This window comes from Solihabitans fulvus, from assembly GCF_008386585.1.
GTDB classification, from domain to species: domain Bacteria; phylum Actinomycetota; class Actinomycetes; order Mycobacteriales; family Pseudonocardiaceae; genus Solihabitans; species Solihabitans fulvus.
In genome coordinates this window covers 773-23,314 of sequence record NZ_VUOB01000059.1, presented here as the reverse complement: position 1 = coordinate 23,314, position 22,542 = coordinate 773, and the positions used below count along the sequence as shown (strand labels likewise).

General features: G+C 71.8%; 19 protein-coding genes. 9 read left to right on the top strand and 10 right to left on the bottom strand.

The features are described 5' to 3' along the window. Nucleotides 1-119: 119 nt before the first annotated feature. Both F0L68_RS29040 and recA read right to left on the bottom strand, forming a co-directional pair. Nucleotides 120-698 (bottom strand): regulatory protein RecX, encoded by a 579-nt coding sequence (locus F0L68_RS29040; protein ID WP_149853021.1) that lies wholly within the window; start codon nucleotides 696-698, stop codon nucleotides 120-122. Nucleotides 699-704: 6 nt separating this feature from the next. Beyond that, the gene (recA, locus tag F0L68_RS29035; RefSeq protein WP_149853020.1) at nucleotides 705-1,745 is read right to left on the bottom strand and encodes a recombinase RecA; all 1,041 of its coding nucleotides are present in this window, start codon (nucleotides 1,743-1,745) and stop codon (nucleotides 705-707) included. Nucleotides 1,746-2,030: 285 nt separating this feature from the next. Between recA and F0L68_RS29030 the strand changes: the two genes are divergently transcribed. Further along, entirely contained in the window at nucleotides 2,031-2,723 is a 693-nt protein-coding gene (locus F0L68_RS29030) for a DUF4383 domain-containing protein (protein WP_223199232.1), read from the top strand. 36 nt (nucleotides 2,724-2,759) lie between these two features. Here the strand turns inward: F0L68_RS29030 and F0L68_RS29025 are convergent, their stop codons facing one another. Then, nucleotides 2,760-2,954 carry a DUF3046 domain-containing protein gene (locus tag F0L68_RS29025; protein ID WP_149853019.1) on the bottom strand — a complete coding sequence of 65 codons (195 nt, stop codon included), beginning with the start codon at nucleotides 2,952-2,954 and terminating at the stop codon, nucleotides 2,760-2,762. A 37-nt stretch (nucleotides 2,955-2,991) separates the two neighbouring features. On the opposite strand from F0L68_RS29025, the gene F0L68_RS44610 reads away from it, so the two are divergent. Then, nucleotides 2,992-3,117 (top strand): hypothetical protein, encoded by a 126-nt coding sequence (locus F0L68_RS44610; protein ID WP_276313904.1) that lies wholly within the window; start codon nucleotides 2,992-2,994, stop codon nucleotides 3,115-3,117. A gap of 61 nt (nucleotides 3,118-3,178) precedes the next feature. Here the strand turns inward: F0L68_RS44610 and F0L68_RS29020 are convergent, their stop codons facing one another. Together F0L68_RS29020 and F0L68_RS29015 are read right to left on the bottom strand one after the other, a co-directional pair. Beyond that, on the bottom strand, nucleotides 3,179-3,964 hold the full coding sequence (locus tag F0L68_RS29020; protein ID WP_149853018.1) for a MerR family transcriptional regulator: 786 nt from the start codon (nucleotides 3,962-3,964) through the stop codon (nucleotides 3,179-3,181). 28 nt (nucleotides 3,965-3,992) lie between these two features. Beyond that, nucleotides 3,993-5,171: a serine hydrolase domain-containing protein gene (locus tag F0L68_RS29015; RefSeq protein WP_149853017.1), complete on the bottom strand. Its 1,179-nt coding sequence runs from the start codon at nucleotides 5,169-5,171 to the stop codon at nucleotides 3,993-3,995. A 173-nt stretch (nucleotides 5,172-5,344) separates the two neighbouring features. Here F0L68_RS29015 and F0L68_RS29010 point away from each other — a divergent pair, with 173 nt between their 5' ends. Next, nucleotides 5,345-5,908 carry a helix-turn-helix domain-containing protein gene (locus F0L68_RS29010; RefSeq protein ID WP_149853016.1) on the top strand — a complete coding sequence of 188 codons (564 nt, stop codon included), beginning with the start codon at nucleotides 5,345-5,347 and terminating at the stop codon, nucleotides 5,906-5,908. Further along, the gene (locus tag F0L68_RS29005) at nucleotides 5,895-6,779 is read left to right on the top strand and encodes an SRPBCC family protein (protein WP_149853015.1); all 885 of its coding nucleotides are present in this window, start codon (nucleotides 5,895-5,897) and stop codon (nucleotides 6,777-6,779) included. Before F0L68_RS29010 ends, F0L68_RS29005 begins: the two co-directional genes overlap by 14 nt. A gap of 93 nt (nucleotides 6,780-6,872) precedes the next feature. Here the strand turns inward: F0L68_RS29005 and F0L68_RS29000 are convergent, their stop codons facing one another. The 3 genes from F0L68_RS29000 to F0L68_RS28990 form a co-directional block, all read right to left on the bottom strand. Continuing rightward, on the bottom strand, nucleotides 6,873-8,411 hold the full coding sequence (locus F0L68_RS29000) for a purple acid phosphatase family protein (protein ID WP_223199231.1): 1,539 nt from the start codon (nucleotides 8,409-8,411) through the stop codon (nucleotides 6,873-6,875). Between the two features lie 97 nt (nucleotides 8,412-8,508). After that, entirely contained in the window at nucleotides 8,509-9,825 is a 1,317-nt protein-coding gene (locus tag F0L68_RS28995; RefSeq protein ID WP_149853013.1) for an MFS transporter, read from the bottom strand. Between the two features lie 80 nt (nucleotides 9,826-9,905). Next, a complete protein-coding gene (locus F0L68_RS28990; protein WP_149853012.1) occupies nucleotides 9,906-11,783 on the bottom strand; it encodes an Hsp70 family protein in 1,878 nt (625 codons plus the stop codon). A 268-nt stretch (nucleotides 11,784-12,051) separates the two neighbouring features. Here F0L68_RS28990 and F0L68_RS28985 point away from each other — a divergent pair, with 268 nt between their 5' ends. The 4 genes from F0L68_RS28985 to F0L68_RS28970 are packed head-to-tail and all read left to right on the top strand — an operon-like array spanning nucleotide 12,052 to nucleotide 20,113. Further along, nucleotides 12,052-12,654, top strand: coding sequence for a Uma2 family endonuclease (locus F0L68_RS28985; protein ID WP_223199230.1), 603 nt, complete (start codon nucleotides 12,052-12,054; stop codon nucleotides 12,652-12,654). Nucleotides 12,655-12,704: 50 nt separating this feature from the next. Then, the gene (locus F0L68_RS28980) at nucleotides 12,705-13,931 is read left to right on the top strand and encodes an MFS transporter (RefSeq protein ID WP_149853011.1); all 1,227 of its coding nucleotides are present in this window, start codon (nucleotides 12,705-12,707) and stop codon (nucleotides 13,929-13,931) included. A 42-nt stretch (nucleotides 13,932-13,973) separates the two neighbouring features. Continuing rightward, nucleotides 13,974-18,533 carry an ATP-dependent helicase gene (locus tag F0L68_RS28975; protein WP_149853156.1) on the top strand — a complete coding sequence of 1,520 codons (4,560 nt, stop codon included), beginning with the start codon at nucleotides 13,974-13,976 and terminating at the stop codon, nucleotides 18,531-18,533. Nucleotides 18,534-18,577: 44 nt separating this feature from the next. Next, nucleotides 18,578-20,113, top strand: a complete 1,536-nt coding sequence (locus tag F0L68_RS28970) for a pentapeptide repeat-containing protein (protein WP_149853010.1) — start codon at nucleotides 18,578-18,580, stop codon at nucleotides 20,111-20,113. A gap of 8 nt (nucleotides 20,114-20,121) precedes the next feature. Here F0L68_RS28970 and F0L68_RS28965 read toward each other — a convergent pair whose 3' ends face one another. Together F0L68_RS28965 and F0L68_RS28960 are read right to left on the bottom strand one after the other, a co-directional pair. After that, entirely contained in the window at nucleotides 20,122-21,123 is a 1,002-nt protein-coding gene (locus F0L68_RS28965) for a 1-aminocyclopropane-1-carboxylate deaminase (protein ID WP_149853009.1), read from the bottom strand. Between the two features lie 6 nt (nucleotides 21,124-21,129). Next, nucleotides 21,130-21,780, bottom strand: coding sequence for a GntR family transcriptional regulator (locus tag F0L68_RS28960; RefSeq protein WP_149853008.1), 651 nt, complete (start codon nucleotides 21,778-21,780; stop codon nucleotides 21,130-21,132). An 84-nt stretch (nucleotides 21,781-21,864) separates the two neighbouring features. On the opposite strand from F0L68_RS28960, the gene F0L68_RS28955 reads away from it, so the two are divergent. Next, entirely contained in the window at nucleotides 21,865-22,392 is a 528-nt protein-coding gene (locus F0L68_RS28955; protein WP_223199228.1) for a winged helix-turn-helix domain-containing protein, read from the top strand. Nucleotides 22,393-22,542: the final 150 nt, after the last annotated feature.

The following is a 22,542-nucleotide window of genomic DNA, read 5'->3' as shown; positions in this document are numbered from 1 at the left end:
GCGCGAGACCAGAAGTGATGCAGTACATACGATTCCGGGCCGAGTCGGCGTCGTTGGGCGTGTCCGAAGCCGACGTCAGTCCAGCGCGAAGCCTGCGTCAATCCAGCCCGGGGTCGACCTCAGTCCAGCGCGGGACCGTCGAGCTGGTCCGCGTCCAGGTCGGCGTTGCGGAGTTCGTCGCGGACCACGCGGAAGGCCATGCCCTCGGAGTAGCCCTTGCGGGCCAGCACTCCGACCAGCCGGCGGATCCTGGTGGTCTCGTCGACCCCGCCGAGGACACGCATGCGCTTGCGCACGAGCTGGCGGGCCCGCTCCTCCTCCGACTCGTCGTCCACCGCCGCGACCGCCTCGGCGGCCAACGTGTCGGCAACACCCTTGCGGCGCAGCTCGGCCGCGAGCGCGCGACGGGCCAACCCCTGGTGGTTGTGCCGGGAACGCACCCACACCTCGGCGAACGCGGCGTCGTCGATCAGGCCGACCTCGTTGAGTCGGCCCAGCACCTGCTCGGCCACGTCCTCGGCGATGTCCTTGCGCAGCAACGCCTCGTGCAGCTCGGCCCGCGTTCTCGGCCGGGCGGTGAGCTGCTGGTAGCAGATCTCCCTGGCCCGGCTCGCCTGCTCGGCCGGGCTCTCCTCGCGCGCCTGCGCCGATTCGGGACCGCGACCGCCGCCGCCACGGCCCCACTGACGACCCGCCACGACGGACTAGAAGTCGACCGGGGTCGGCGCGCTGTCCTCGGCGTCCAGCTTCGCGCCGATGCCGAGCTTCTCCTTCATCCGCTTCTCGATCTCGTTGGCGATGTCGGGGTTGTCCAGCAGGAACTTCCTGGCGTTCTCCTTGCCCTGCCCCAACTGGTCGCCCTCGTAGGTGTACCAGGCGCCGGACTTGCGCAGGATGCCCTGCTCGACGCCCATGTCGATCAGCGAACCCTCGCGGCTGATGCCCTTGCCGTAGAGGATGTCGAACTCGGCCTGCTTGAACGGCGGGGCAACCTTGTTCTTGACGACCTTGACCCTGGTGCGGTTGCCGACCGCGTCGCCGCTGTCCTTGAGGGTCTCGATGCGCCGCACGTCCAGCCGGACCGAGGCGTAGAACTTCAGCGCCTTGCCACCGGTCGTGGTCTCCGGGGAGCCGAACATGACGCCGATCTTCTCGCGGAGCTGGTTGATGAAGATCGCGGTGGTGTTGGACGTGTTGAGCCCACCGGTCATCTTCCGCAGCGCCTGGCTCATCAGCCTGGCCTGGAGGCCGACGTGGTTGTCGCCCATCTCGCCCTCGATCTCGGCGCGCGGCACGAGCGCGGCCACCGAGTCGATGACGAGGATGTCCAGCGCGCCGGAGCGGACCAGCATGTCCGCGATCTCCAGCGCCTGCTCGCCAGTGTCCGGCTGGGACACGAGCAGGGCGTCGGTGTCCACGCCGAGCGCCTTGGCGTAGTCGGGGTCGAGCGCGTGCTCGGCGTCGATGAACGCCGCGATGCCGCCGGCCTTCTGCGCGTTGGCGACCGCGTGCAGGGCGACCGTCGTCTTACCGGAGGACTCCGGGCCGTAGATCTCCACCACGCGGCCGCGCGGCAGGCCGCCGATGCCCAGCGCCACGTCCAGCGCGATCGCACCGGTGGGGATCACCTCGATCGGCGCGCGACCCTCGTCGCCGAGCCGCATGACCGATCCCTTGCCAAAGTTCTTGTCGATCTGTGCCAGGGCCAGCTCAAGCGCCTTGTCCCGGTCGGGTGCTGGTGCCATCTCGAATCCACCTCGGTTAGTGAGCCGTCGTGTTTTGTCGGGGCCGACGCTACGGGGAGGGGCCGACAATTTCCGCGCCCGACAGCCGACCTGTGGATCGACGACCCTGTTGTGGACAGGATGCTACCCGAACAGGTGTTCGAGCGTCGGAGTGACACACCGGTCCCCTACGGTGGAGATTTTTGCCTGCGCTGCGCTGGCCGGGCAACGGACGGAAACTACTCCTACAGGCACCGCGGCGAACCGGGCACCGGCCGGCCGCGAACGTCCTACGGAGGTGCCGCCATGAAGATGGATCGCTATCTGCCGCCGAACCATCCGCTGAACAGGGTGCACCGGATCGGCGCCGCGCTGTTCGGGCTCGGGCTGGTGGTCTTCGGCGCGCTCGGCTTCGCCAACCAGCTCGCCTACTTCTCCACCAGCGGCGACATGGTGCTCGGGCTGTCCAGCAACGGCCTGCTGTCCACCATCTCGGTGGTGGTCGGCCTCGGCCTCGTCGTGGCCGCGGTCATCGGCGGCTTGGTGGCCTCGACCACCACCAGCGTCGTCGGCGCGGCCTTCCTGCTCTCCGGCCTGGTCAACCTCGCGGTGCTGGACAGCCCGCTCAACCTGCTCGCGTTCAAGCTGCCGAACGTGCTGTTCAGCCTGGTCGCCGGCATGCTGCTGCTGTTCGTCGGCCTCTACGGGCGGGTCGCTGGCCGGCTGCCGCAGGACAACCCGTACTGGCGCGCCCGCCACCACGAGGAGCCCTACGACGACCACAGCCCCGAGCTGCTGGCCGAGCGGGCTCGGATGGCCGAGATCGACGAGCTGGCGCACGCGGAGCTGGCGGTGGCCGAGGGGCACGCGACGGCCGAACAGCTGCGGATGGTGCACGAGGACGCCGTGCGCCGGGCCATCGAGACGCGCCGCGAGCTGTACCGACGCGAGCGGGAACAGGGCAGGACCTGGCTGGCCCAGAACAGCCCCTACTCCTGAGCTGCGCGGCCAGGACGGCGGTCGGGACGGGCTTGGTCAGCGGCGCTCGGCGGGGATGTCGAAGGCGTCGCAGACCGCGCGCCAGATCGACTTCGTCGGGTGCCCCGCCTCCAGCGCCTCGTCCACGGTGCGGCCGCCGAGGGCGGAGAACACGTGGTCGCGGGCCAGCATCTCGGCCCGCACGTCGCCGAACTCGTCGGCCAGCTTCTGCCTGAACACGGTAATGCGCATCGCCGTCCAGGTTACGTGGCGCGCGTAGGCTCACGGCGTGCAGCTGCTCGAAGGCGACCCGACGGGCCTGTCCTCGCCGATCGGCCAGATCGCCGTCGCGGCCGGCCTGCTTGCCGCGATCGTGGTCGGCCTGCGCGCGTGGTGGTTCAACCGGAAACGGTGACGCCGAGGAGTCGTCACCGCTTCCGTTCGGTCGACATCCGAGGGACCGGAGCACGGCGCGGTCAGTGGGCGTCCGGCCTCGGGAGGCGGACGCCCGCAGCGCGGAGCTTGGCCTCGACGAGCGCGCCGAGCCGCGCCGCGGCCGATCCCTGTTCCTCGCCGTGGTGGGCGATCAGCTTGTACCGGGTCGCGGCCTCGGTCCTGGCCTGGAGGCCGGTCACCACCTTCAACTGCGCGGGGTTGGCGAGGTAGTGCTCGGCCGCGGCGGTGGCCAGCTCGGGGATGCGCGGATCGTCCGGATCCCAGGCCGCGGCTTCGGCGCCGCGCCTGAGCAGGGCGACGAACCGGGTGTCCTCGAGGGCGTGCTCGACATCGGTGAGGTACTCGTCGAAGCCCTCCGGGACCAGGGCCTTGGCCAGCACCCAGCCGTCCCTGGTCGCCGCCACCTCGTCCGGGGTGAAGCCGAGGCCGGGCATCCGCTCCAGCAGCGCCACGGCGTGGTCCGGCAGCAGGGCCCGGTCGCCGTCGGCGAGCCGGTGCAGCGTGTCACGCCGTGCGATCAGCTCCTCGATCCGCTCGGTGAGCTGCCGCTCGACGTCGGCCAGCGCGGCGGCGAACGGCGCGGCGTCGGTGTCGAGCAGGCGCCCGATCTCGGCCAGCGGCACCCCGGCGGCGGCCAGCGTCCTGACCCGCACCAGCCGCAACAGGTCGGCGGATCCGTACCGCCGGTAGCCGGAGCTGTCGCGTTCGGGCTCCTCGGCCACGCCGAGCTTGTGGTAGTGCCGCACCGTCTTCACCGTGACGCCGACGAACGCCGCCGCCTGCCCGATCGTGACTCCGTTGGTCATCTGATCAGCCTGCCCTGTGCGCCGGTGTTCAGGCCGTCGACTCGGTCTGCCCGGCGGAGAACACCTCGTCGACGAGCCGTTGCTGGGCGTTCTGGAGCGCTGCCGCGATGGACAGGCCGGCGTCGTCCACACAGGTCAGCGAGGCGGTCAGGGCCCTGCTGCCGTCGGGCGTGCTGAACATCAGCGTCGCGTAGCCCGCGATGCCGCCGTTGTGGGTGATGAGGGTGCCGCCGCTGTCGGTGTCCTGCACGAACACGCCAAGGCCGTAGCCCATGTTCGGGATGCCCGTCGGGTGCGGCGTGCGCATCTCGGCGAGCAGCTCGGCCGGCAGGAGCCCGCCGCCGTTCAGCGCGGAGACGAAGGTGTGCAGGTCCTGGGTGGTGGAGATCATGTCACCGCCGGTGGAGACCCAGGAGGGGTTGTGCCGGGTGATGTCGAGTGTCTGCTGCTGGCCGGCGTCCTCGTAGCGGTAGTAGACGTGGGCGTGCGGCTCGGGGAGCTCCGGCGAGGCGTCCGGCACGACGGTGCCCGACAGCCCGAGCGGCCCGATGATCAGCCGCTGCATCTCCTCGGCGAGCGAGCGGCCGGTGACCTTCTCGATCAGCAGCCGGACCAGCACGTAGTTGGTGTTGGAGTAGCTCCAGCCCGTCCCCGGCTCGAACCGCGCGGGCTTGGACAACGCCAGCCGCACCAGCTCCTCGGGCCGGTAGGTCGCGAACCGGTTGTCCACCCATTCCTTGCCCGTGGTGCCGTAGGGGATGGGGATCCCCAGCACGACCGTCCCGTCGGCGTAGACCTCGCCGGTGTGGTTGAACACCCCGCTGGTGTGCTGCAACAGCATCCGCACCGTGATCCGCGGGTCCAGCTCGAACTCGGGCAGGTAGTCGGCCGCCGGGACGTCCAGCCCGATCCTGCCCTCGGCCACCAGTCGCAGCACCAGGGCCGCGGTGAAGGTCTTGGTGTTGCTGCCGATCCGGAAGTGCCCGTTGGTCGGCGGCTTGGCGGTCCCGCCAAGCTCGGCCAGCCCGGCGCTGCCGACCCACTCGCCCCGCTCGTCGTGCACGCGCAGCGTCGCCCCGACGAAGCCGGAACCGACGATCTCGTCGATGGCCCGCTGGAGTTCCTGGCGGTCCGGTCCGGCGGCGGCCGGCAGCGAGACGACGGTCTGCCGGGTGAACGTGTCCTGGTCGGTCGGGGTGCTGGCCATGGTGGTTGGTCCTTCGAGTTCGTGTGCTGGTCGGCGTTTGTGCCGCTGCGACGAGCGTCCACCCTGACCCAAGGTCAACCTCAACCATGAGCTGGCTCACAGCCACGCTCGCCGCGGTCACCACCGTCGTCTCATTGACAAAAAACTTTTTTATGTACAAACTGATTTTCGCCATGAGAGACGTCATCTACCTCGATCAGATCGAGCAGGCCGAGGCCCTGCTCAAGCCGCAGCGGATCGAAGTGCTGCGGCAGCTCGCCGAGCCCCGGTCGTGCACCGAGGTCGCGGTCGAGCTCGACCAGACCCCGCAGCGGGTCTACTACCACGTGAAACGCCTGCTGGAGGCCGGCCTGGTCGGCCAGGTGGCCGTGCGCCGGGTGCGCGGGATCCACGAGGGGATCTACCAGGCCACCGCCCGGTCCTACTGGCTGTCCCCTGGCCTAGTGGGGCGGATCGGGCTGCGTCAGACCCGCGACCGGCTCAGCCTCGGCTACCTGGTCGACCTGATGGAGGACGTCCAGGCCGAGGTCGCGGCGCTCGACCGCACCCGGCCGGACCTGCCGTCGATCGGCGTGTCCGGGGAAATCCGGGTGCGCCCGGAGCAGCGCAAGGCGTTCCTCGACGACCTACAGCAGACGCTCCAGGACCTGTTCACCCGCTACGGCGGCGCCGAAGGCGACGCGTTCCGCCTGGCCGTCGCCTGCTACCCGAAGGGAGATCCCGATGACCGAACCTGACCTGGTCCTCCGCGCGGTCGTGCCGGCCCCGCCGAAGGTCACCTACGAGGCCCTGACCGATCCGGCCGCGCTGCGCGTCTGGCTGACCGAGCACGCCGAGGTCGACCTGCCCACCAGATACGAGTTCTGGGGCCCCTCCACCCCGGACGGCGGCGGGCCGCACCAGCGCGTGCTGCACGTGGACGAGCGCACCCTGCGGTTCGGCTGGACCGTGGAGGGCGTGGAGGACACGGTGCAGTTCGAGGTGGACGAGGACGAGGGCGGCACGCTGGTGACGCTCAGCCACAGCGACCTGCCCAGTTTCGAGGAGGTGCTGGCCGACAAGGCCGGTGCCCGGGGCGCGGTGCAGACGTTCTGGGCGCTGGCGATCGCCAACCTGGCCGACTACCTGGCCGGCCGCGAGCTGACCCCGAAGATCGACTTCACCTCGGACGAGCTGCGCGCGTCGGTCGTCATCGACGCGGCACCGCAGGCGGTGTTCGATTCTCTGGTCCAGTCGGAGCAGTTCCGCAGCTGGTTCCGCGCCAACGTGGACATCGAGCCGCGCCTGGGTGGCCGGTTCGCGATGGGCGGGTTCGATGTGGACCCGGGCGGGGCCAAGTTCGTCGAGTTCGAACCGGGCCGCAAGGCGGCCATTCGCTTCGCCGACAACGAGACCACCACCTGGGAGCTGGACGGTTCGGACGGCCGGACCCGGCTCACCATCGTGCACAGCGGGTTCGACCCCGCGAACCCGCCGTATTCGGGCTGGGGCGGCTGGCTCAGCGGCGTCGCCGAGCTGCGGCGCTACCACGAGCTGCCGGACTGGCGCTCGATCTGGCGCAAGATCGACGTGGCCGGTCTCCCCGAAGGCATCCTGCTGAACGACTAGGGAAAACGAGGGCCCTCGGAACTGTTCCGAGGGCCCTCGTGCTCAGAGACCAGCCTGGGCCAGCCAGTCCTTCGCGACGTCGGTGCAGCCTTGCTAGTCGTCGTCCCGGCCGCCCCGGTGGTCGCGGCGCGGGCGCTCCAGCACGAACTCGTCGAACGGCACCATGTTGCCGGCGCCCGAGCCGAGCGAGTCGTAGTAGGTGACCTTGATGGTGGTCTTGCCGCCCGCCCTGCCGGGGTCGACCTCGAAGCCGGCGAAGCCGTAGGCGTGGTCGTGGTCGCGCACCGCCGACCAGCCCGCCTGCTCGTAGGCGAACACCGACGGACGCTTCCCGTTGGCGCCCACCGGGCCGACGCCGGTGATGATCTTCGCCTTGGGTGGCGTGAACAGCGTCTGATTGGACGGCGCGGACGTGCCGCCGCCGCCGAGGATCATGTGCACGGTGCCCTTGGTGGTGTCGATCCTGCGCAGGTCGGTGGCCGCCGCGCGCGGGGTCAGCGTCGCCGAGCCGCTCTCCACCCCGCGCACCGGGTGGGACCGCTCGTAGTGGTGTTCGTGCCCGCACAGCACCAGGTCGACGCCGTAGCGGTCGAACAGCGGCGCGAACTCCTCGCGGATGCCGAGGTCGGCGCCGTTGAAGTCGGCCGAGGAGATCACCACCTGGTGCATGCACACCACGATCCAGTCGATCCGGTGGTCGCAGCGGGCCGACGCCAGCTCGGCCTCCAGCCACCGCCGCTGCGCGCCGCCGCTGTAGCCGCGCACGTAGGAGTTGCCGCCGTCCTGGTAGGCGACGTCGTCGTTGTTCAGGTGCACGAACCGGACGGAGCCGACGGTGTAGGAGTACCAGAGGCCCTTGGTCTCCTCGTCGACGCCATGCGGCGCGGGCAGCCGGAACAGCGACTGGTAGGCGGCGAAGCCGATCGGGCCGTTGCCGAGCTCGTTCTCGTGGTTGCCGGCCGCCGGCATCCACGGCCGGTTGCGCATCGAACGGGCGTTGTTGGCGAACCAGTCCTGCCAGGTCTTGATCCGGTCCGGGCTGATGTTGGCGTAGCAGAGGTCGCCGTTCATCAGGTGGAACAGCGGGTCGACGGTCTCGACCTGGTCGACGATGTCGGCCGCGTGCGGGGACCACAGCGTGTCCCCCGGGGTCGGGGTGGCCTGGTCGCCGAAGCTGGTGAACCGGAACGGCGCGCGGCCGTCCGGCGCGGTGCGGAACGTGCCGGACACCGGGGCCGCGTCGCCCTGGCGCACCTGGAAGACGTGGTGCCGGTCGGGGTGCAGGCCGCGCACGGAGGCGTGGTGGCAGAACACCTCGCGGTTGCTGGCGTGGTCGACGTAGCGGGTGGTCTCCGCGTGCACGACCCGGCCGAAGCCGCCGTCGGTGGTGCCGATCCGGACCAGCGGCCGGTGCACCTGGCTCGGCGAGGTCCACGAGACGACGACCTCGCGGGCCGGGTCCGCGCCGAAGGTGGTGTGCGGGGCCTGCACCGGGGTCGTCCCGGTCGGTCCGGTGGCGGTCAGCAGCTCGGGGGCCGCCGTGGCGGCGCCGGGCAGCGCGAGCCCCGCCGCGATCGCCGCGCCACTCACACCCGCGGCCCGGAACAGGCTCCGCCTGCTGATCTCGTTCACAACGCCTCCACCCAGTCGCTACTGATCACGCACACCCTGCCCCCGGACGACGACCGCCGGATGGCCGTCGGGCAAACAGTGGATGAGCACTGTCTGGTCAGGTCGCGGGCCGCAGCGTGGCGAACAGGCACAACACCAGCAGGGGCAGCGCCGTGAAGCCGACGGCGAGGCCGAGCACGGCGTAGGACCAGGTGGTGAGGACGATGCCGGCCAGCACCCCGCCGAGCGCGCCGCCGACGTTCATGCACAGGTCCGACAGGCCCTGCGCGGCCGGCCTTGCCTCGATCGGCACGGACTCGGTGAGCAGCGCCGAACCCGACACGACGCCGGCGGACCAGCCGAAGCCGAGCAGGATCAGCCCGGCGGCCAGCTGCGGGGCGTCGGCCGCAGGCGCCATGCCCGCGACGCCGGCCGCGGCGACCACCAGCGCGGCGCCCATCGCGAGCACGGGCACCCGGCCGAGCCGGTCGGCCATCCAGCCGAACAGCGGGCTCGCGCCGTACATGGCGGCCACGTGCAGGCTGATCACCAGGCCGACGACCTTCAGCGATGCGCCTGCGTGGTTCATGTGCACCGGGGTCATCGACATCATGCCGACCATCGCGGTGTGGCAGAGGGTGACGCCGGCCAGTGCCAGCCGCGCCGACGGCCGCAGCGACCGCCACGCGGTGGCCCGCACGGCCGTCGGGGTCGCGCCGCCCGTGCAGTGGTCGGCGGCCAGGCGGGGCTGTTCGCGGCCCAGTTCGGCGGCGCGCGCCACCACGAGCGGGTCGGGTCGCAGGCCGAGGAACACGCCGAGGGAGGCCGCGCCGAAGACGATCGCGGACAACAGGAACGGGCCGCTGCCGAGCGGCAGGCCGTGCGCGGCGGCGAACCGGCCGGCCGGATCGGCCAGGTTCGGGCCGGCGACCGCGCCGACCGTGGTCGCCCACACGACGAAGGACAGCGAACGGGCCCTGCGGCGCGGGTGGGCCAGATCGGTTGCGGCGTAACGACCTGCGAGGTTGGCCGCGCTGCCGCCGCCGAACATCACCAGGCCGCACAGCAGCACGGGCCAGGAGTGCGCCGCGACGGCGACCGACGCGACCAGCGCCCCCACCGTGCCGACGGCGTAGCCGAGCAGCAGCGCCGGCCTGCGGCCCCGGCGGGCGGCCAGCCGCGCGGCCGGCAGCGCCAGGATCGCCGCGCCGAGCACCGCGCTGGTCTGGGCCAGGCCGCCGATCGCGTCGGAACCGGAGATCGAGGCGGCCACCAGGGTGCTGATGGCCAGCCCGGTGGTTGTCCCGGCCCCGCCGAGCACCTGGGTGCCGCTGAGCACGCCGACGATCTTGCGTTGCAGGCGTTCCACCTCGATGACGGGCGCGGCGCGCCTCGGCACCGACACCTCGTCCGTCCGCCCGCCACCGGCTCCCATGATCAGCGATCGTGACACGGCGGCCGACGCCTCGGCTAGGCCCGGACGTGGGACGACGTGTCCCGCGTCGAGGTTGTGGGCTACGTTCCCGGCTGGACGTTGTGCTCGAAGTAGTCGGCGAGGGCGTCCGGGGTCATGCTCTTGGCGCCGCTGCTGTCGACCTTGGTCATGATGCCGACCAGCGGGCGGTCCTTGACGGTGAACACGAGGAAGCCGATGCCGCTGTCCGCGCTGGCGCGGTACTCCCCGTCGAACCCGTTGCCGCTCCAGTTCGCCTTGACCACGTTGCTGCGGTTGGACGTCACGACCGCCGTCGCGCTCTCCTGGGCCGCGGTGACCGTGTCGGTGAGCACGTACTGCACGGTGTAGCCGCTGCCGACGTTGCAGTTCACCGAGATGCCCTTGAGGGTCACCCCGGCCACCCCCGCGGTGCTGCCGGCCTGGCAGTTGTCGCGGTCGGCGACCGCCCCGGCGAGCTGCCGGAGGCACTTGGTGAATCCCTTGTCGTCCTTGCCGGTCTGGTCCTTGCACTCGGTAGCGGTCGGCACGCCGTTGCCGTTGCGCAGGAACAGGACCGCGCCGAACGCGGCGAGCGCGAGCACGACGACCGAAGCCAGCGCGATCAGCACGGTCCGGTTGCTGTTCTTCTTCTTGGCCTTGACCGCGGCGGGCCGGGCCGCCGGCTGCGGGCTGACCGAAGGGAAGTTGAACTGCGGCACGGGTTGTTGCATCGGCTGCGGCCCCGTACCCGGGTAGGCCTGGGTGCCGGGAATGGTGAAGCCGCCCGTGTGCGGATTGGTGTAGCCACCGCTGATCGCCGGCATGCTGTCGGTGGTCTCGGCCGCCGTCGGCGGCGGGACCGCGAAGTCCCTGGTGCGGTGGCTGGCGCCCTCGGACGGCACGTGGTGCGCGCCGAGCGCGACGGCCGTCTCCGGCTGGTCGAGGCTGGTCGGCACGACCCGCAGCCGCTCCGAGATCAGCGTGGCCACCAACGGGATGCGGCTCGCGCCGCCGACCAAGTAGATGCCGGCGAGGTTCTCCGGCGCCATGCCGATGGAGCGGATGGTCGCGGCCAGCAGCTCGACGCTGCGCAGCAGGCTCGGCCGGATCAGCGCCTCCAGCTCGGTCCTGGTCACCAGGACGTCGTCGAAGGGCTCCGGCATGGGCACCTCGGTCTGCGGGTGCCTGGACAGCGCCTCCTTGGCCGCGCGCACGTCCTCAAGCAGGGCGCGCCTTGCGCGGCGGTCGGCGGTGGACTCGGGGCGCAGCAACCGTTGCCAGTGCGCGGGGTCGCGGTTGGAGACCTGCCGGCCGACGTGTTCGAGCAGCGCCTGGTCGACGTCGAGGCCGCCGAGGTCGGCCAGGCCGTCCTCGGCGAGCACCGCGAAGCCGTCCTGGGTGGCGCCGACGATGGCGACGTCGAACGTGCCCGCGCCGAGGTCGTACACGGCGAGAGCCTGGCCGGCGGCGAGCGGCTGGTCGAGGAAGGAGGCGAAGTGGGCGGCGGCGGCCACCGGTTCGGGGACGAGCACGAGGTTGCCGCCCATGCCGGCCAGCCGGGCGGCGGACAGCAACACGTTGCGGCGCATGGAACCCCACTGCGCCGGGTGCGTCAGCCGCACCTCCTCGGGGGCCGCGCCGCCGAGCTGGCGGGTGGTCTCGCCGAGGACCCTGGCGAGCACGGCGGCCAGCGCGTCGGTGACGGGGACGACGGACTCGCCGAGCAGCAGCGCGCCATCGTCCACCCGGCGCTTCGGGTTGGGCTCGAAGCGCGACGGGTCCAGCCGGGCGCGGCGCTCGGCGTCGCGGCCGACGACCAGCCCGCCGCCGTCCTCGGCGAACACCGCGGAGGGCATCGTGGCGGAGCCGTCCACCTCGACGACCCTGGGCTGCCGCCCGTGCGCGGACAGCACCGCGACCGTGTTGGAGGTGCCCAGGTCAACCGACAGGACGCGCACCGTTCTCCCTCGCCTCACCCGTGAGCGCGCCGACGACCGGCCGCATCAGCGGTGATGCTGCCACGTCACCCGGATGCCGCGGGTGCTGGTTGGCCAGATCCGCCCGATACTCGGGTGCGTGGCCGGGGTCGAATTCGGTCGCTAGAATTGACCGACTGAGGTCGGGAAGGATTCATTCTTCGACGACCTGATAGGCGGAAACAATGGTCAGGCACTACAAAGTTCGACGACGCCCGTGAAAAACTCGATGACGACGTAAGGAGAAGCTGTGATCGCGGTCCCCCAGCCAACGCAGACCCACATGCTGGCGATGCCGACTCACCTGCTGACCATCGAGGAGTACACGGCACTCGGCGAGCCCGAGTCCGGGTACACGGAGCTTGAAGAGGGCCGCCTGCTGATGTCACCGAGCCCGGTACCTGACCACAACTACGCCTCAGGGGAACTACGCGACCTGCTCAAGCAGCAGATACCTGATCATCTGGAAATCATTCAGGATATCGACATCGACCTGGAGTTGGCACCCTCAGATCAACCGGGATTCTCCCGCCGACCGGATCTGGTCATCGTGGACAAGGCCGTCCGCCAGAGGATTCGTCGCGAGGGCGGAATCATCCGCGCATCGGAGGTGCTCGTCGTGATCGAAGTCGTGTCGCCCGGCTCGCGCCGCATGGACTACAGGACCAAGCACGCCGAGTACGCCGACGCGGGCATCCAGCACTACTGGATCATCGACCTAGACGGGCAGGTCTCGCTCATGGCCTGCCGTCTCGCCGACGAGTTCAGCTATCAGGACGCCGAACGCGTCACCGGCACGTTCACCACGGCTGCCCCCTTCGCGGTCAGCCTGCGTCTGGACGCCCTTCGCTGAGCTTCGTAATCCGGTCGCACTAACAGCAGTACCTGCGGCATGGTGCCGGCATGTCTGCCTTCGCCCCGTTGGCCCATCGGCCGTTCCGGCTGTTGCTGTCCGCCCGGCTCGTGTCGGGGCTCGGCAGCGCGGTCGCGCCGATCGCGGTGGCGTTCGCCGTCCTCGACCTGACCGGCTCGTCGCTCGACCTCGGCGTGGTGCTGGCCGCGCGGACCGTGCCGACGCTGCTGCTTCTGCTGTTCGGCGGCATCATCGCGGACCGGCTGCCCCGACACCGGGTGCTCGTCGTCGCCGGTGTCGTCTCCGTCGCGTCCCAGGGCCTCGCGGCGACCATGCTGCTCACCCACACCGCGACGGTGACCACGCTCGCGCTGATCGAGGCCGTGAACGGGGCCGCGGGCGCGTTCACCATGCCCGCCCTCGAGGGCCTGTTCGCGCAGGTCGTGCCCGCCGAGCTGCGCCGTGGGGCGAACGCGCTGTTCAGCCTCGGCGGCAGCGGCGTGCGGATCGGCGGCGCCGCCCTCGGCGGGATCGTGGTGGCCGCCGTCGGGTCGGGCTGGGCGATCGCCTTCGACGCGGCCACCTTCGGCGCCGCCGCGGTGCTGTTCGCCGCACTGCGGATACCGGCAGGCGACCGGATCTCGGGCGGCACCATGCTCGCCGACCTGCGGGAGGGCTGGACCGAGTTCGCCTCCCGCCAGTGGCTGTGGGTGGTGGTCCTCGGGTTCGGGGCGCTCAACATGGTGACGGCCGGGGCGTGGAACACCCTGGGTCCGACCATCGCGGACGGCTCGTTCGGCCGGGGCTGGTGGGGCCTGCTGCTCGCCGCGGACACGGCCGGCATGCTGATCGGCACGGCGGCGATGATGCGGTTCGACCCGGCCCGCCCGATGCGCGCCGGGATCATCGGCACGATCACCACCGCGCCGCTGCTCGCGCTGTTGGGGCTGGTCCCGAACCCGCCGACGCTGCTGGTGTGCAGCGTGCTCGCCGGCGTCGGCATGGGCGTGTTCAGCGTGGTGTGGCAGACCGCGCTGCAACAGCACGTGCCGGAGGACAAGCTGTCCCGGGTGTTCTCCTACGACATGCTCGGGTCGTTCATCGCCATGCCGGTCGGGCAGCTCGGCGCCGGCTTCTTGGCGACCAGGTTCGGCGCGGCCGAGGTGGTGGTCGGTGGCGGCGTCGTCTGCCTGCTCGCGACGCTGGGCATGCTCGCGAGCCCCAGCGTGCGCGGCCTCGGCCGGGGCGTCCCCGAGCCCGCCGTCGCGGCGAGCTGACCTGCCGGCACGGCCGTTGTCGGTGCCGTGAGTCAGTATGGCCTGGTGGATGTGCTCGACGTGTTCTCGCCGGCGACCAGGCAGTGGTTCGCGGGAGCCTTCGTCGCGCCGACTCCCGCCCAGGTCGGCGCGTGGCAGGCCGCGTCGGCCGGCGAGCACGCCCTGGTGATCGCGCCGACCGGCTCTGGCAAGACGCTCGCCGCGTTCCTGTGGGCGCTGGACCGGCTGGCCACGCTGCCGCCGCCGGAGGAGCCGAAGCGGCGCTGCCGGGTGCTGTACGTGTCCCCGCTCAAGGCGCTCGCGGTCGACGTGGAGCGCAACCTGCGCGCCCCGCTCGCCGGCATCCGCCAGGCCGCGCATCGGCTCGGGCAGCCCGAGCCCTCGATCACGGTCGGGATGCGCACCGGGGACACCCCGGCCGACGTGCGCCGCGCGTTCGCCCGCACACCTCCCGACGTGCTGGTCACCACGCCCGAGTCGCTGTTCCTGCTGCTCACCTCGGCCGCGCGGGACTCGCTGCGCGGCGTGCAGACGGTGATCGTCGACGAGGTGCACGCGGTGGCCGGCACCAAGCGCGGCGCGCACCTAGCCCTGTCGCTCGAACGCCTCGACGCCCTGCTGGACAGTCCGGCCCAGCGGATCGGCCTGTCCGCGACGGTCCGCCCGGTCGAGGAGGTCAGCTCGTTCCTGGCCGGGGGCCGCCCGGTCCGGCTGGTGCAGCCGGCCATCGCCAAGACCATCCAGGTCGAGGTCGAGGTGCCGGTCGAGGACATGTCGACGCTTGGCGAGCCGACCGGCGAGGTGTCCGGGTCGGCGTCCGGGGCGGAGCGGCGGAGCTCGATCTGGCCCTCGGTGGAGCAGCGCGTCCTCGAACTGGTCCGGCAGCACCGCTCGACGATCGTGTTCGCCAACTCGCGGCGGCTGGCCGAGCGGATGACGGCCCGGCTCAACGAGCTGGCCGCCGAGGACGACACCCCGATCGAACGCTTCCCTGCCGAGGCCATCGGGCAGTCCGGGCTGACGACGGGCGCGCCGCCGACCGTCGCCAGGGCGCACCACGGGTCGATGTCCCGCGAGCAGCGCACCACCGTCGAGGAGGAGCTGAAGACGGGCAGGCTGCCGTGCGTCGTCGCCACCTCCTCGCTCGAACTGGGCATCGACATGGGCGCGGTCGACCTGGTGGTGCAGATCGAGGCGCCGCCGACGGTCGCGTCGGGGTTGCAGCGGGTCGGCCGCGCTGGCCACCAGGTCGGCGCGGTGTCGCGGGGCGTGATGTTCCCGAAGTTCCGCGGCGATCTGGTGTCCTGCGCGGTGGTCGCCGAGCGGATGCGGGACGGCGCGATCGAGTCGATGCGGTACCCGCGCAACCCGCTGGACGTGCTCGCCCAGCACATCGTGGCGATGGTGGCGTTGGAGCCGTGGACGGTCGACGAGCTGGCCGGGCTGGTGCGGCGGGCCGCGCCGTTCGCGGCGCTGCCGGAGTCGGCGCTGCACTCCGTGCTGGACATGCTCGCCGGCCGCTATCCCAGCGAGGAGTTCGGCGAGCTGCGCCCCAGGGTGACCTGGGACCGGATCACCGGCGAGCTGCGCGGCCGGCCCGGCGCGCAGCGGCTCGCGGTCACCTCCGGCGGCACGATCCCCGACCGAGGCATGTTCACCGTGATGACGCCGGGAGACGGTTCGTCGCCAGGTTCGCGGGTCGGCGAGCTGGACGAGGAGATGGTGTACGAGTCCCGCGTCGGGGACACGTTCCTGCTCGGCACGTCCTCCTGGCGCGTGCAGGACATCACGCACGATCGCGTGGTGGTCACGCCGGCGCCAGGCGAGCCGGCGCGGATGCCGTTCTGGAAGGGCGACTCGCCGGGCCGGCCGCTGGAACTCGGCCGTGCGTTGGGAAAGTTCCTGCGCGAACTGTCCACAGTGGACAGAGCGGACGCGAAGCAGCGCACCGCGGCCGCCGGCCTGGACGAGTGGGCCGGCGAGAACCTGCTGACCTACCTGGCCGAGCAGCGGGCCGCCACCAGGCACGTGCCGGACGACAGAACCGTTCTGGTGGAACGGTTCCGCGACGAGCTCGGCGACTGGCGGCTGGTCGTGCACTCCCCGTTCGGCGCGCAGGTGAACGCGCCGTGGGCGCTGGCGATCGCGGCGCGGCTGCGCGAGCGGCGCGGCGTCGAGGCGCAGGTCGCGCACTCCGACGACGGCATCGTGCTGCGGCTGCCCGACGCGGTCGACGAGGACGGGTCCGAGGTGACCGCAGGCGCGCAGGACGTGCTGCTCGATCCTGAGGAGATCGACCAGATCGTGGTGGCGGAGGTCAGCGGCTCCGCGCTGTTCGCCGCGCGGTTCCGCGAGTGCGCGTCGCGCTCGTTGTTGTTGCCCCGCAGGGATCCCCGCCGCAGGACGCCGCTGTGGCAGCAGCGCCAGCGCGCGGCGCAGCTGCTGTCCGTCGCCGCGAAGTACGAGAGCTTCCCCGTGGTGCTTGAGGCGATGCGGGAGTGCCTCCAGGACGTCTACGACCTGCCGGGGCTGCGCGAGCTGATGACCGACGTGCGGGCCCGCCGGGTCCGCGTGGTCGAGGTCGAGACGGCCGCGCCGTCGCCGTTCGCGCGCAGCCTGCTGTTCGGCTACGTCGGCATGTTCCTGTACGAGTCGGACACGCCGCTGGCCGAGCGCCGCGCCGCCGCGCTGTCGCTCGACTCCGCGCTGCTCGCTGAGCTGCTCGGCGCCGAGGCGATCCGCGAGCTGCTCGACCCCGAGGTGCTGGCCGAGGTCGAACTGTCGTTGCAGCGCCTGACCCCCGAGCGGCGCGCCAGGCACCTGGAGGACGCGGCGGACCTGCTGCGGTTCCTCGGCGACCTCTCGGTGCCGGAGGCGCAGGAGCGCGGGGTCGACCCGGCGTGGCTGGCCGAGCTGGTGACGCAGCGCAGGGCGATCGAGGTCCGCATCGCCGGCGAGCCGAGGCACCTGGCGATCGAGGACGCCGGCCGGGTGCGGGACGCGCTCGGCGTCGCGCTGCCGGTCGGCGTGCCGGAGGCGTTCACCGAGCCGGTGGCCGACCCGCTCGGCGACCTGCTGGCCAGGTACGCCCGCACGCACGGCCCGTTCCCGGCCGCGCAGGCGGCGGAGCGATTCGGGCTCGGCGTCGCCGTGGTGACCGGTGTGCTCGAACGGATGGCGGCCGGCGGGCGGCTGGTGCGCGGCGAGCTGCGGCCGGGCGGCACGCACACCGAGTACTGCGACGCGGATGTGCTGCGTCGGCTGCGGCGCGCGTCCCTTGCGCGGCTGCGCGCCGAGGTCGAACCCGTCGAACCGGCCGCGCTCGGCCGGTTCCTGCCGAACTGGCACGGCGTGTCCCGCAGGCTGCGGTCGGCTCCCTCGGTGGACGACGTGCTGTCGGTGGTCGAGCAGCTGGCCGGCGCGCCGCTGCCGGCCAGCGGGCTCGAGTCGCTGATCCTGCCCGCCCGGTTGCCCGGCTACTCCCCCGCGCTGCTTGACGAGCTGACCGCGTCCGGCGAGGTCACCTGGGCCGGGTGCGGGGCGTTGGCAGGCGGCGACGGCTGGGTGGCGCTCGCCCCGACCGACGTGGCCGACCTGCTGCTGCCCGAGATCGCCGAGGCGTTGCCGGAGTCACCGCTGCACACTGCGGTGCTCGCGGCTCTGGCCGGCGGCGCGCTGTTCTTCCGGCAGCTCACCGACCGGGTGTCCGTCGCGCCGCGCGACGAGGACGCGCCGGTGCCCAACGACCAGGACATGGTTGCCGCGCTGTGGGACCTGGTGTGGGCGGGCCTGGTCACCAACGACACGCTGGGGCCGCTGCGCGCGCTGGTGTCCGGCAAGGGCGCGGCGCACAAACCCCGGCGGACGGCCCCGCGCGGGCGGTACGCGCAGCTGCGCGCGGCGCGGCCGGCGATGCCGAGCCGGTCGGGCCCGCCGACCGTGGCCGGCCGGTGGTCGCTGGTCGTCGCGCGGGAGACCGACCCGACCCGGCGCGCGCACGCGCGGGCCGAGGCGTTCCTGGAGCGGCACGGCGTGCTGACCAGGGGCGCGCTGGACACCGAGCGGGTCAGCGGCGGCTTCAGCGCGGTGTACAAGGTGTTGCGGGCGATGGAGGAGTCCGGGCAGGTGGTGCGCGGGTACGTCGTCGAGGGGCTCGGCGCGGCGCAGTTCGCCGCCAGGGGCGCGGTGGACCGGCTGCGGGCGTTGTCCCGGCCGGCTGACGGCGCGGACCCGACCCCGACGATCGTGCTCGCCGCGGCGGACCCGGCCCAGCCCTACGGCGCGGCGCTGCCCTGGCCGGACCCGATCGGCGGCGGCAAGCACCGGCCGGCGCGCAAGGCGGGCGGGCTGACCGTGCTCGTCGACGGCGTCCCCGCGCTGTACGTGGAGCGCGGCGGCCGGTCGCTGCTGTCGTTCACCGAGGACGAGACCGCGCTGCGCAGTGCGGCCGAGGCGTTGAGCCGCGCGGTGCGGGACGGGTGGCTCGGCCAGCTGGCCGTGCAACGCGCCGACGGCGAGGGCGCGCTGGGGTCGCGGTTGGCGTTGGTGTTGCAGGAGGCCGGTTTCCGCGCCACGCCGAAGGGACTGCGGTTGCGCGCGTAGGCGTTTCCGGCCCGCGCCGCGCGCCGATGCCCTACAACTGAACGATGATCGCAGTGAGCTGGTCCATCTGCCAGGAACCGGTCAAACCGGCCTGCACCGGCGTGCAGATCCCCGGCTTGAGCCGCTGCCTGGCACACCTCCGCGGTCCACGTCTGGTGGACGCGCTCCAGGCCATCCGCAAGGCCGACACCGTCGATCTGCGCGGGACAGCATTCACGGCGGACCTGCTCAGCCAAGTCCTGACACACAGGGGACTTCGCCTGAACGAGGCCAACTTCGACGGTGCGCGCTTCGAGGAGAAGGCGTCGTTCGAGGGCGTGGAGTTCACCGGCGAGACCTGGTTCCGTGGCGCGCGGTTCGCCGGTGACGCGGTGTTCGACGAGGCGCGGTTCGCCGGAGGCGTGTGGTTCGACAGGGCGAGGTTCGCCGGCCGGGCCAGCTTCGTGGCTGCCCGCTTCGAGGCACCTGGCGGGCTCGGCCCGCTGGCCGCGGACTCGCTGGTGCTCGACGAGGCGGTGTTCGCCCAACCGATGATCATCGAGGCCGAGGCGGGCGTCGTGTCCTGCGTGCGAACGCGATTCGAGGACGGCGTCGCCCTGCGCGTGCGGTTCGCCGTGGTGCGGCTTGAACAGGTCCGCTTCGGGGCCGCGTCCTCGCTGGCAGGCTCCAGCACCTTCGCGGTCGGCTACAGCGCGATCTCGGACATCGCGGACGAGAACCAGCGACAGAACTGGACGCGGTGGGCGGCGCGGATCCACGCCCGCGATCTCCGCAGCGGTCCGGAGGGCTGGCAGCCGGCGTTGGCGTCGTTGAGCGGCACCGATGTGAGCGAGCTGGTGCTCACCGACATCGATCTGCGCTGGTGTCACTTCGCAGGCGCGCTGCGCTTGGAGAAGCTGCGCATCGAGGGCCGCAGCCCGTTCGCCCAACCACCGCCGGGGCTGCGCTGGACGAACCGTCAGGTGATCTTCGACGAGCACCTGTGGCGCGCGCGCCGGGACGAGGATTCCGGCTGGCAGGCCGGGCACCCCTTCGGCGACGCGTTCGGCCCCGGCTGGCGAGTCGCCGCAGTCGGCCCCGAACGACTCGCCGCCCTGTATCGGGGGCTGCGGAAATCCATGGAGGACAACAAGAACGAGGCCGGCTCCGGCGACTTCTACTACGGCGAGATGGAGGCGCGCCGGCACGCCACGGTCACTCCGCGCGGGGAGCGCGTCATCCTCCGCGCCTACTGGCTGTTCTCCGGCTACGGGCAGCGGGCAAGCCGCGCGTTGATCGCGCTCGCGCTGCTCGTCCTCCTGGTCACGGCGGGGCTCGTCGGGTTCGGGCTGCCCGCGGAACCCCAGCCAGGGCAGGTGGTCGCCGCCGACACCACCGCCCGACCGCCCGCACCCGACCAGCGAGTGACCTGGGACCGCGCCGAGACGTCCGCGAGGTTGGCGCTCAACGCGGTGGTGTTCCGCGACGCGGGCCAGCGGCTCACCACGGCGGGCAACTGGATCGTGCTGCTCGCACGGCTCCTCGGGCCGGTGCTCCTCGCGTTGGCGTTCCTGGCGATCCGCGCACGGGTGAAGCGGTAGGCGACGGGTCAGGCGAACAGCGCGCTGTACGCATTGAGGGCAGGCTGACCGCCAAGATGCGCGTACAGAACCGTTGCGCCCTTTGAAATCTCACCCCTCCCGACCAGATCGATCAACCCTGCCATCGACTTCCCCTCATACACCGGGTCGGTGATCATGCCCTCCAACCTGGCAGACGTGCGCATGGCATCAAGAGTGGCCTCGTCCGGGATGCCATAAATGCCGCCGTGGTAGCGGTCGTCCAGCAGCACGTCCGCGTCCGCGATCTCGACGCCGAGCAGCTCGCCGGTGCACCGCGCGATGCGCAGGATCTGGTCCCTGGTCTCGGTCGGCTTCGCGGAGGCGTCGATGCCGATCACCCGACGCCGCTGCCCGAGCGCGGCGAAGCCGGCGACCATCCCAGCCTGGGTGCTGCCGGTGACCGAGCACACCACCACTGTGTCGAAGAAGACGCCGAGTTCGGCCTCCTGCCGCGTCAGTTCGGCCGCCCAGCCGGCGAAACCGAGGCCGCCGAGCGGATGGTCGGACGCCCCGGCCGGGATGGCGTACGGTGTGCCGCCCGCGCTGCGCACATCCTCGATCGCCTGCTCCCAGGTCCGCTTCACGCCGATGCCGAAGTCCGCCCGCGCCAAGCGGATCTCCGCCCCGAGCAGCCGACTGAGCTGGATGTTGCCGACCCGCTCGTAGCCGGGATCCGACCAGTCGACCCAGCTTTCCTGCACCAGCACGCACTTCAGCCCCACCCTCGCGGCCGCTGCGGCGACCTGCCTGGTGTGGTTGGACTGCACGCCGCCGATGGACACGAGCGTGTCGCAGCCCGTGGCCAGCGCGTCGGCCACCAGGTACTCCAGTTTCCGGGTCTTGTTGCCGCCAAAGGCGAGTCCCGAGTTGCAGTCCTCCCGTTTCGCCCAGATCCGCGCGCCGCCGAGGTGGGCGGTGAGCCGATCGAGCGGGTGCACCGGCGACGGGCCGAACATCAAGGGGTGGCGAGGAAAATCGACGAGACGCATGACCGGTCACCCACTCTCGCCGAGAAGATCACCCAGCGTCGCCCAGTTGCGCTCGACCAGGCGGCCGGCCAACTCCGCGTCGCCCTCGGCGCAGGCCGCGACGATCTCCTCGTGCATGGCAACGGAATGGCAGCCGACCGGCGAGGCGAACCGCAGCCGTTCCAGCCTGCGCACCAGCGGCGTGTAGCGCTCGATCGTCGCCACCACGGCGAAGTTCCCGCTGGCGCGCACCGCGACCCCGTGGAACTCGTCGTCGGCCGCCAGCGCCGCACCGACGTCGCCGCGCGCGATGGCCGCCTCGAAGTCCGAATTCGCCGCCCGCATGGCGGCAAGCTCGGCCGCGCCGAGGCGCGGAACGGCCAGGCGGGCGGCGAGCGCGTGCATGGCCTGCACCACCGCGTGCGCGTCGCGCACCGCGTCACCGTTGAGCGGCGTAACCCTCGTGTAGCTGTGCGGCTTCGACTCGACCAGCCCCTCGTCGGTCAGCCGAGCCAGCGCCTCGCGGACGGGGGTCCTGGACAGCCCGAGCCGTTCGGCCAGGTCGACGTCCCTGATCGCCTCGCCGGGCGCAAGGTCGCCAACAACGATCGCCTCGCGGATCGAGGACAACGCGCGATCACGAAGCAACGACCGATCAACCTGACCAATATATTGCATACAACCACCATGCCCCCACAACCAACCCACGTCAACAAAAGACGATCTTTGACGCCACTCTTTGCAAAGCATAGTCTTTGCAAAGTGACCAACGAGAAGGCCGCGACGGCGTTGACCCACCCGGTGCGCAGCGCGCTGCTCGACCTGATCCGCGCCAGGGGCACGGTGACCTCCACGGAGGCGGCGCGGGAACTGGGCCACAGCTCCGGCCTGTGCTCCTTCCACCTGCGCCAACTGGCCCGCTACGGCCACATCGAAGAGGCAGGCGGCGCGCGCGGCCGGGTCCGACCCTGGCGGCTGCGCACCCAGCCGGCCGACGACCTAGGCAACCTGGCCAGGGAACTGGAGGACGAGGGCTACCAGCGATGGCTGCGACTCCGCGACCAGGCGTCCGAGCAATGGCAACGCGACGAGGCGTTCAGCACGGTCCTGTACCTAAGCCCGGACGAACTCCACGAGGTAGCCGACCAGATCCGCGGTGTACTCAACCGCTTCGCGAACCGCGAAACCCACCCAGAGCAACGCCCCACCGACGCCCTACCCGTAGCCGCCCTAGCCCGACTGTTCCCCCTGCTACCAACAGACAAGACCGACGACAAGCCGAACCGCTAGCCAGGCGCCCCCACCCCGCACCCCACGCCCCCCACCCCGCACCCCACGCCCCGCACCCCACGCCCCACGCCCCACGCCCAGCGCCCCACGCCCCACGCCCCACGCCCAGCGCCCCGCTTTTCCACTTTGTGACGGTGCGGGGTGTGCGAG

What these genes read in the sequence shown, in the direction of transcription:
- recA (WP_149853020.1), bottom strand. Translation starts at nt 1,745, where the DNA reads ATGGCACCAGCACCCGACCGGGACAAGGCGCTTGAGCTGGCCCTGGCA.
- F0L68_RS29030 (WP_223199232.1), top strand. Translation starts at nt 2,031, where the DNA reads ATGAAGATGGATCGCTATCTGCCGCCGAACCATCCGCTGAACAGGGTG.
- F0L68_RS29025 (WP_149853019.1), bottom strand. Translation starts at nt 2,954, where the DNA reads ATGCGCATTACCGTGTTCAGGCAGAAGCTGGCCGACGAGTTCGGCGAC.
- F0L68_RS29020 (WP_149853018.1), bottom strand. Translation starts at nt 3,964, where the DNA reads ATGACCAACGGAGTCACGATCGGGCAGGCGGCGGCGTTCGTCGGCGTC.
- F0L68_RS29015 (WP_149853017.1), bottom strand. Translation starts at nt 5,171, where the DNA reads ATGGCCAGCACCCCGACCGACCAGGACACGTTCACCCGGCAGACCGTC.
- F0L68_RS29010 (WP_149853016.1), top strand. Translation starts at nt 5,345, where the DNA reads ATGAGAGACGTCATCTACCTCGATCAGATCGAGCAGGCCGAGGCCCTG.
- F0L68_RS29005 (WP_149853015.1), top strand. Translation starts at nt 5,895, where the DNA reads ATGACCGAACCTGACCTGGTCCTCCGCGCGGTCGTGCCGGCCCCGCCG.
- F0L68_RS28995 (WP_149853013.1), bottom strand. Translation starts at nt 9,825, where the DNA reads ATGGGAGCCGGTGGCGGGCGGACGGACGAGGTGTCGGTGCCGAGGCGC.
- F0L68_RS28980 (WP_149853011.1), top strand. Translation starts at nt 12,705, where the DNA reads ATGTCTGCCTTCGCCCCGTTGGCCCATCGGCCGTTCCGGCTGTTGCTG.
- F0L68_RS28970 (WP_149853010.1), top strand. Translation starts at nt 18,578, where the DNA reads ATGATCGCAGTGAGCTGGTCCATCTGCCAGGAACCGGTCAAACCGGCC.
- F0L68_RS28965 (WP_149853009.1), bottom strand. Translation starts at nt 21,123, where the DNA reads ATGCGTCTCGTCGATTTTCCTCGCCACCCCTTGATGTTCGGCCCGTCG.
- F0L68_RS28960 (WP_149853008.1), bottom strand. Translation starts at nt 21,780, where the DNA reads ATGCAATATATTGGTCAGGTTGATCGGTCGTTGCTTCGTGATCGCGCG.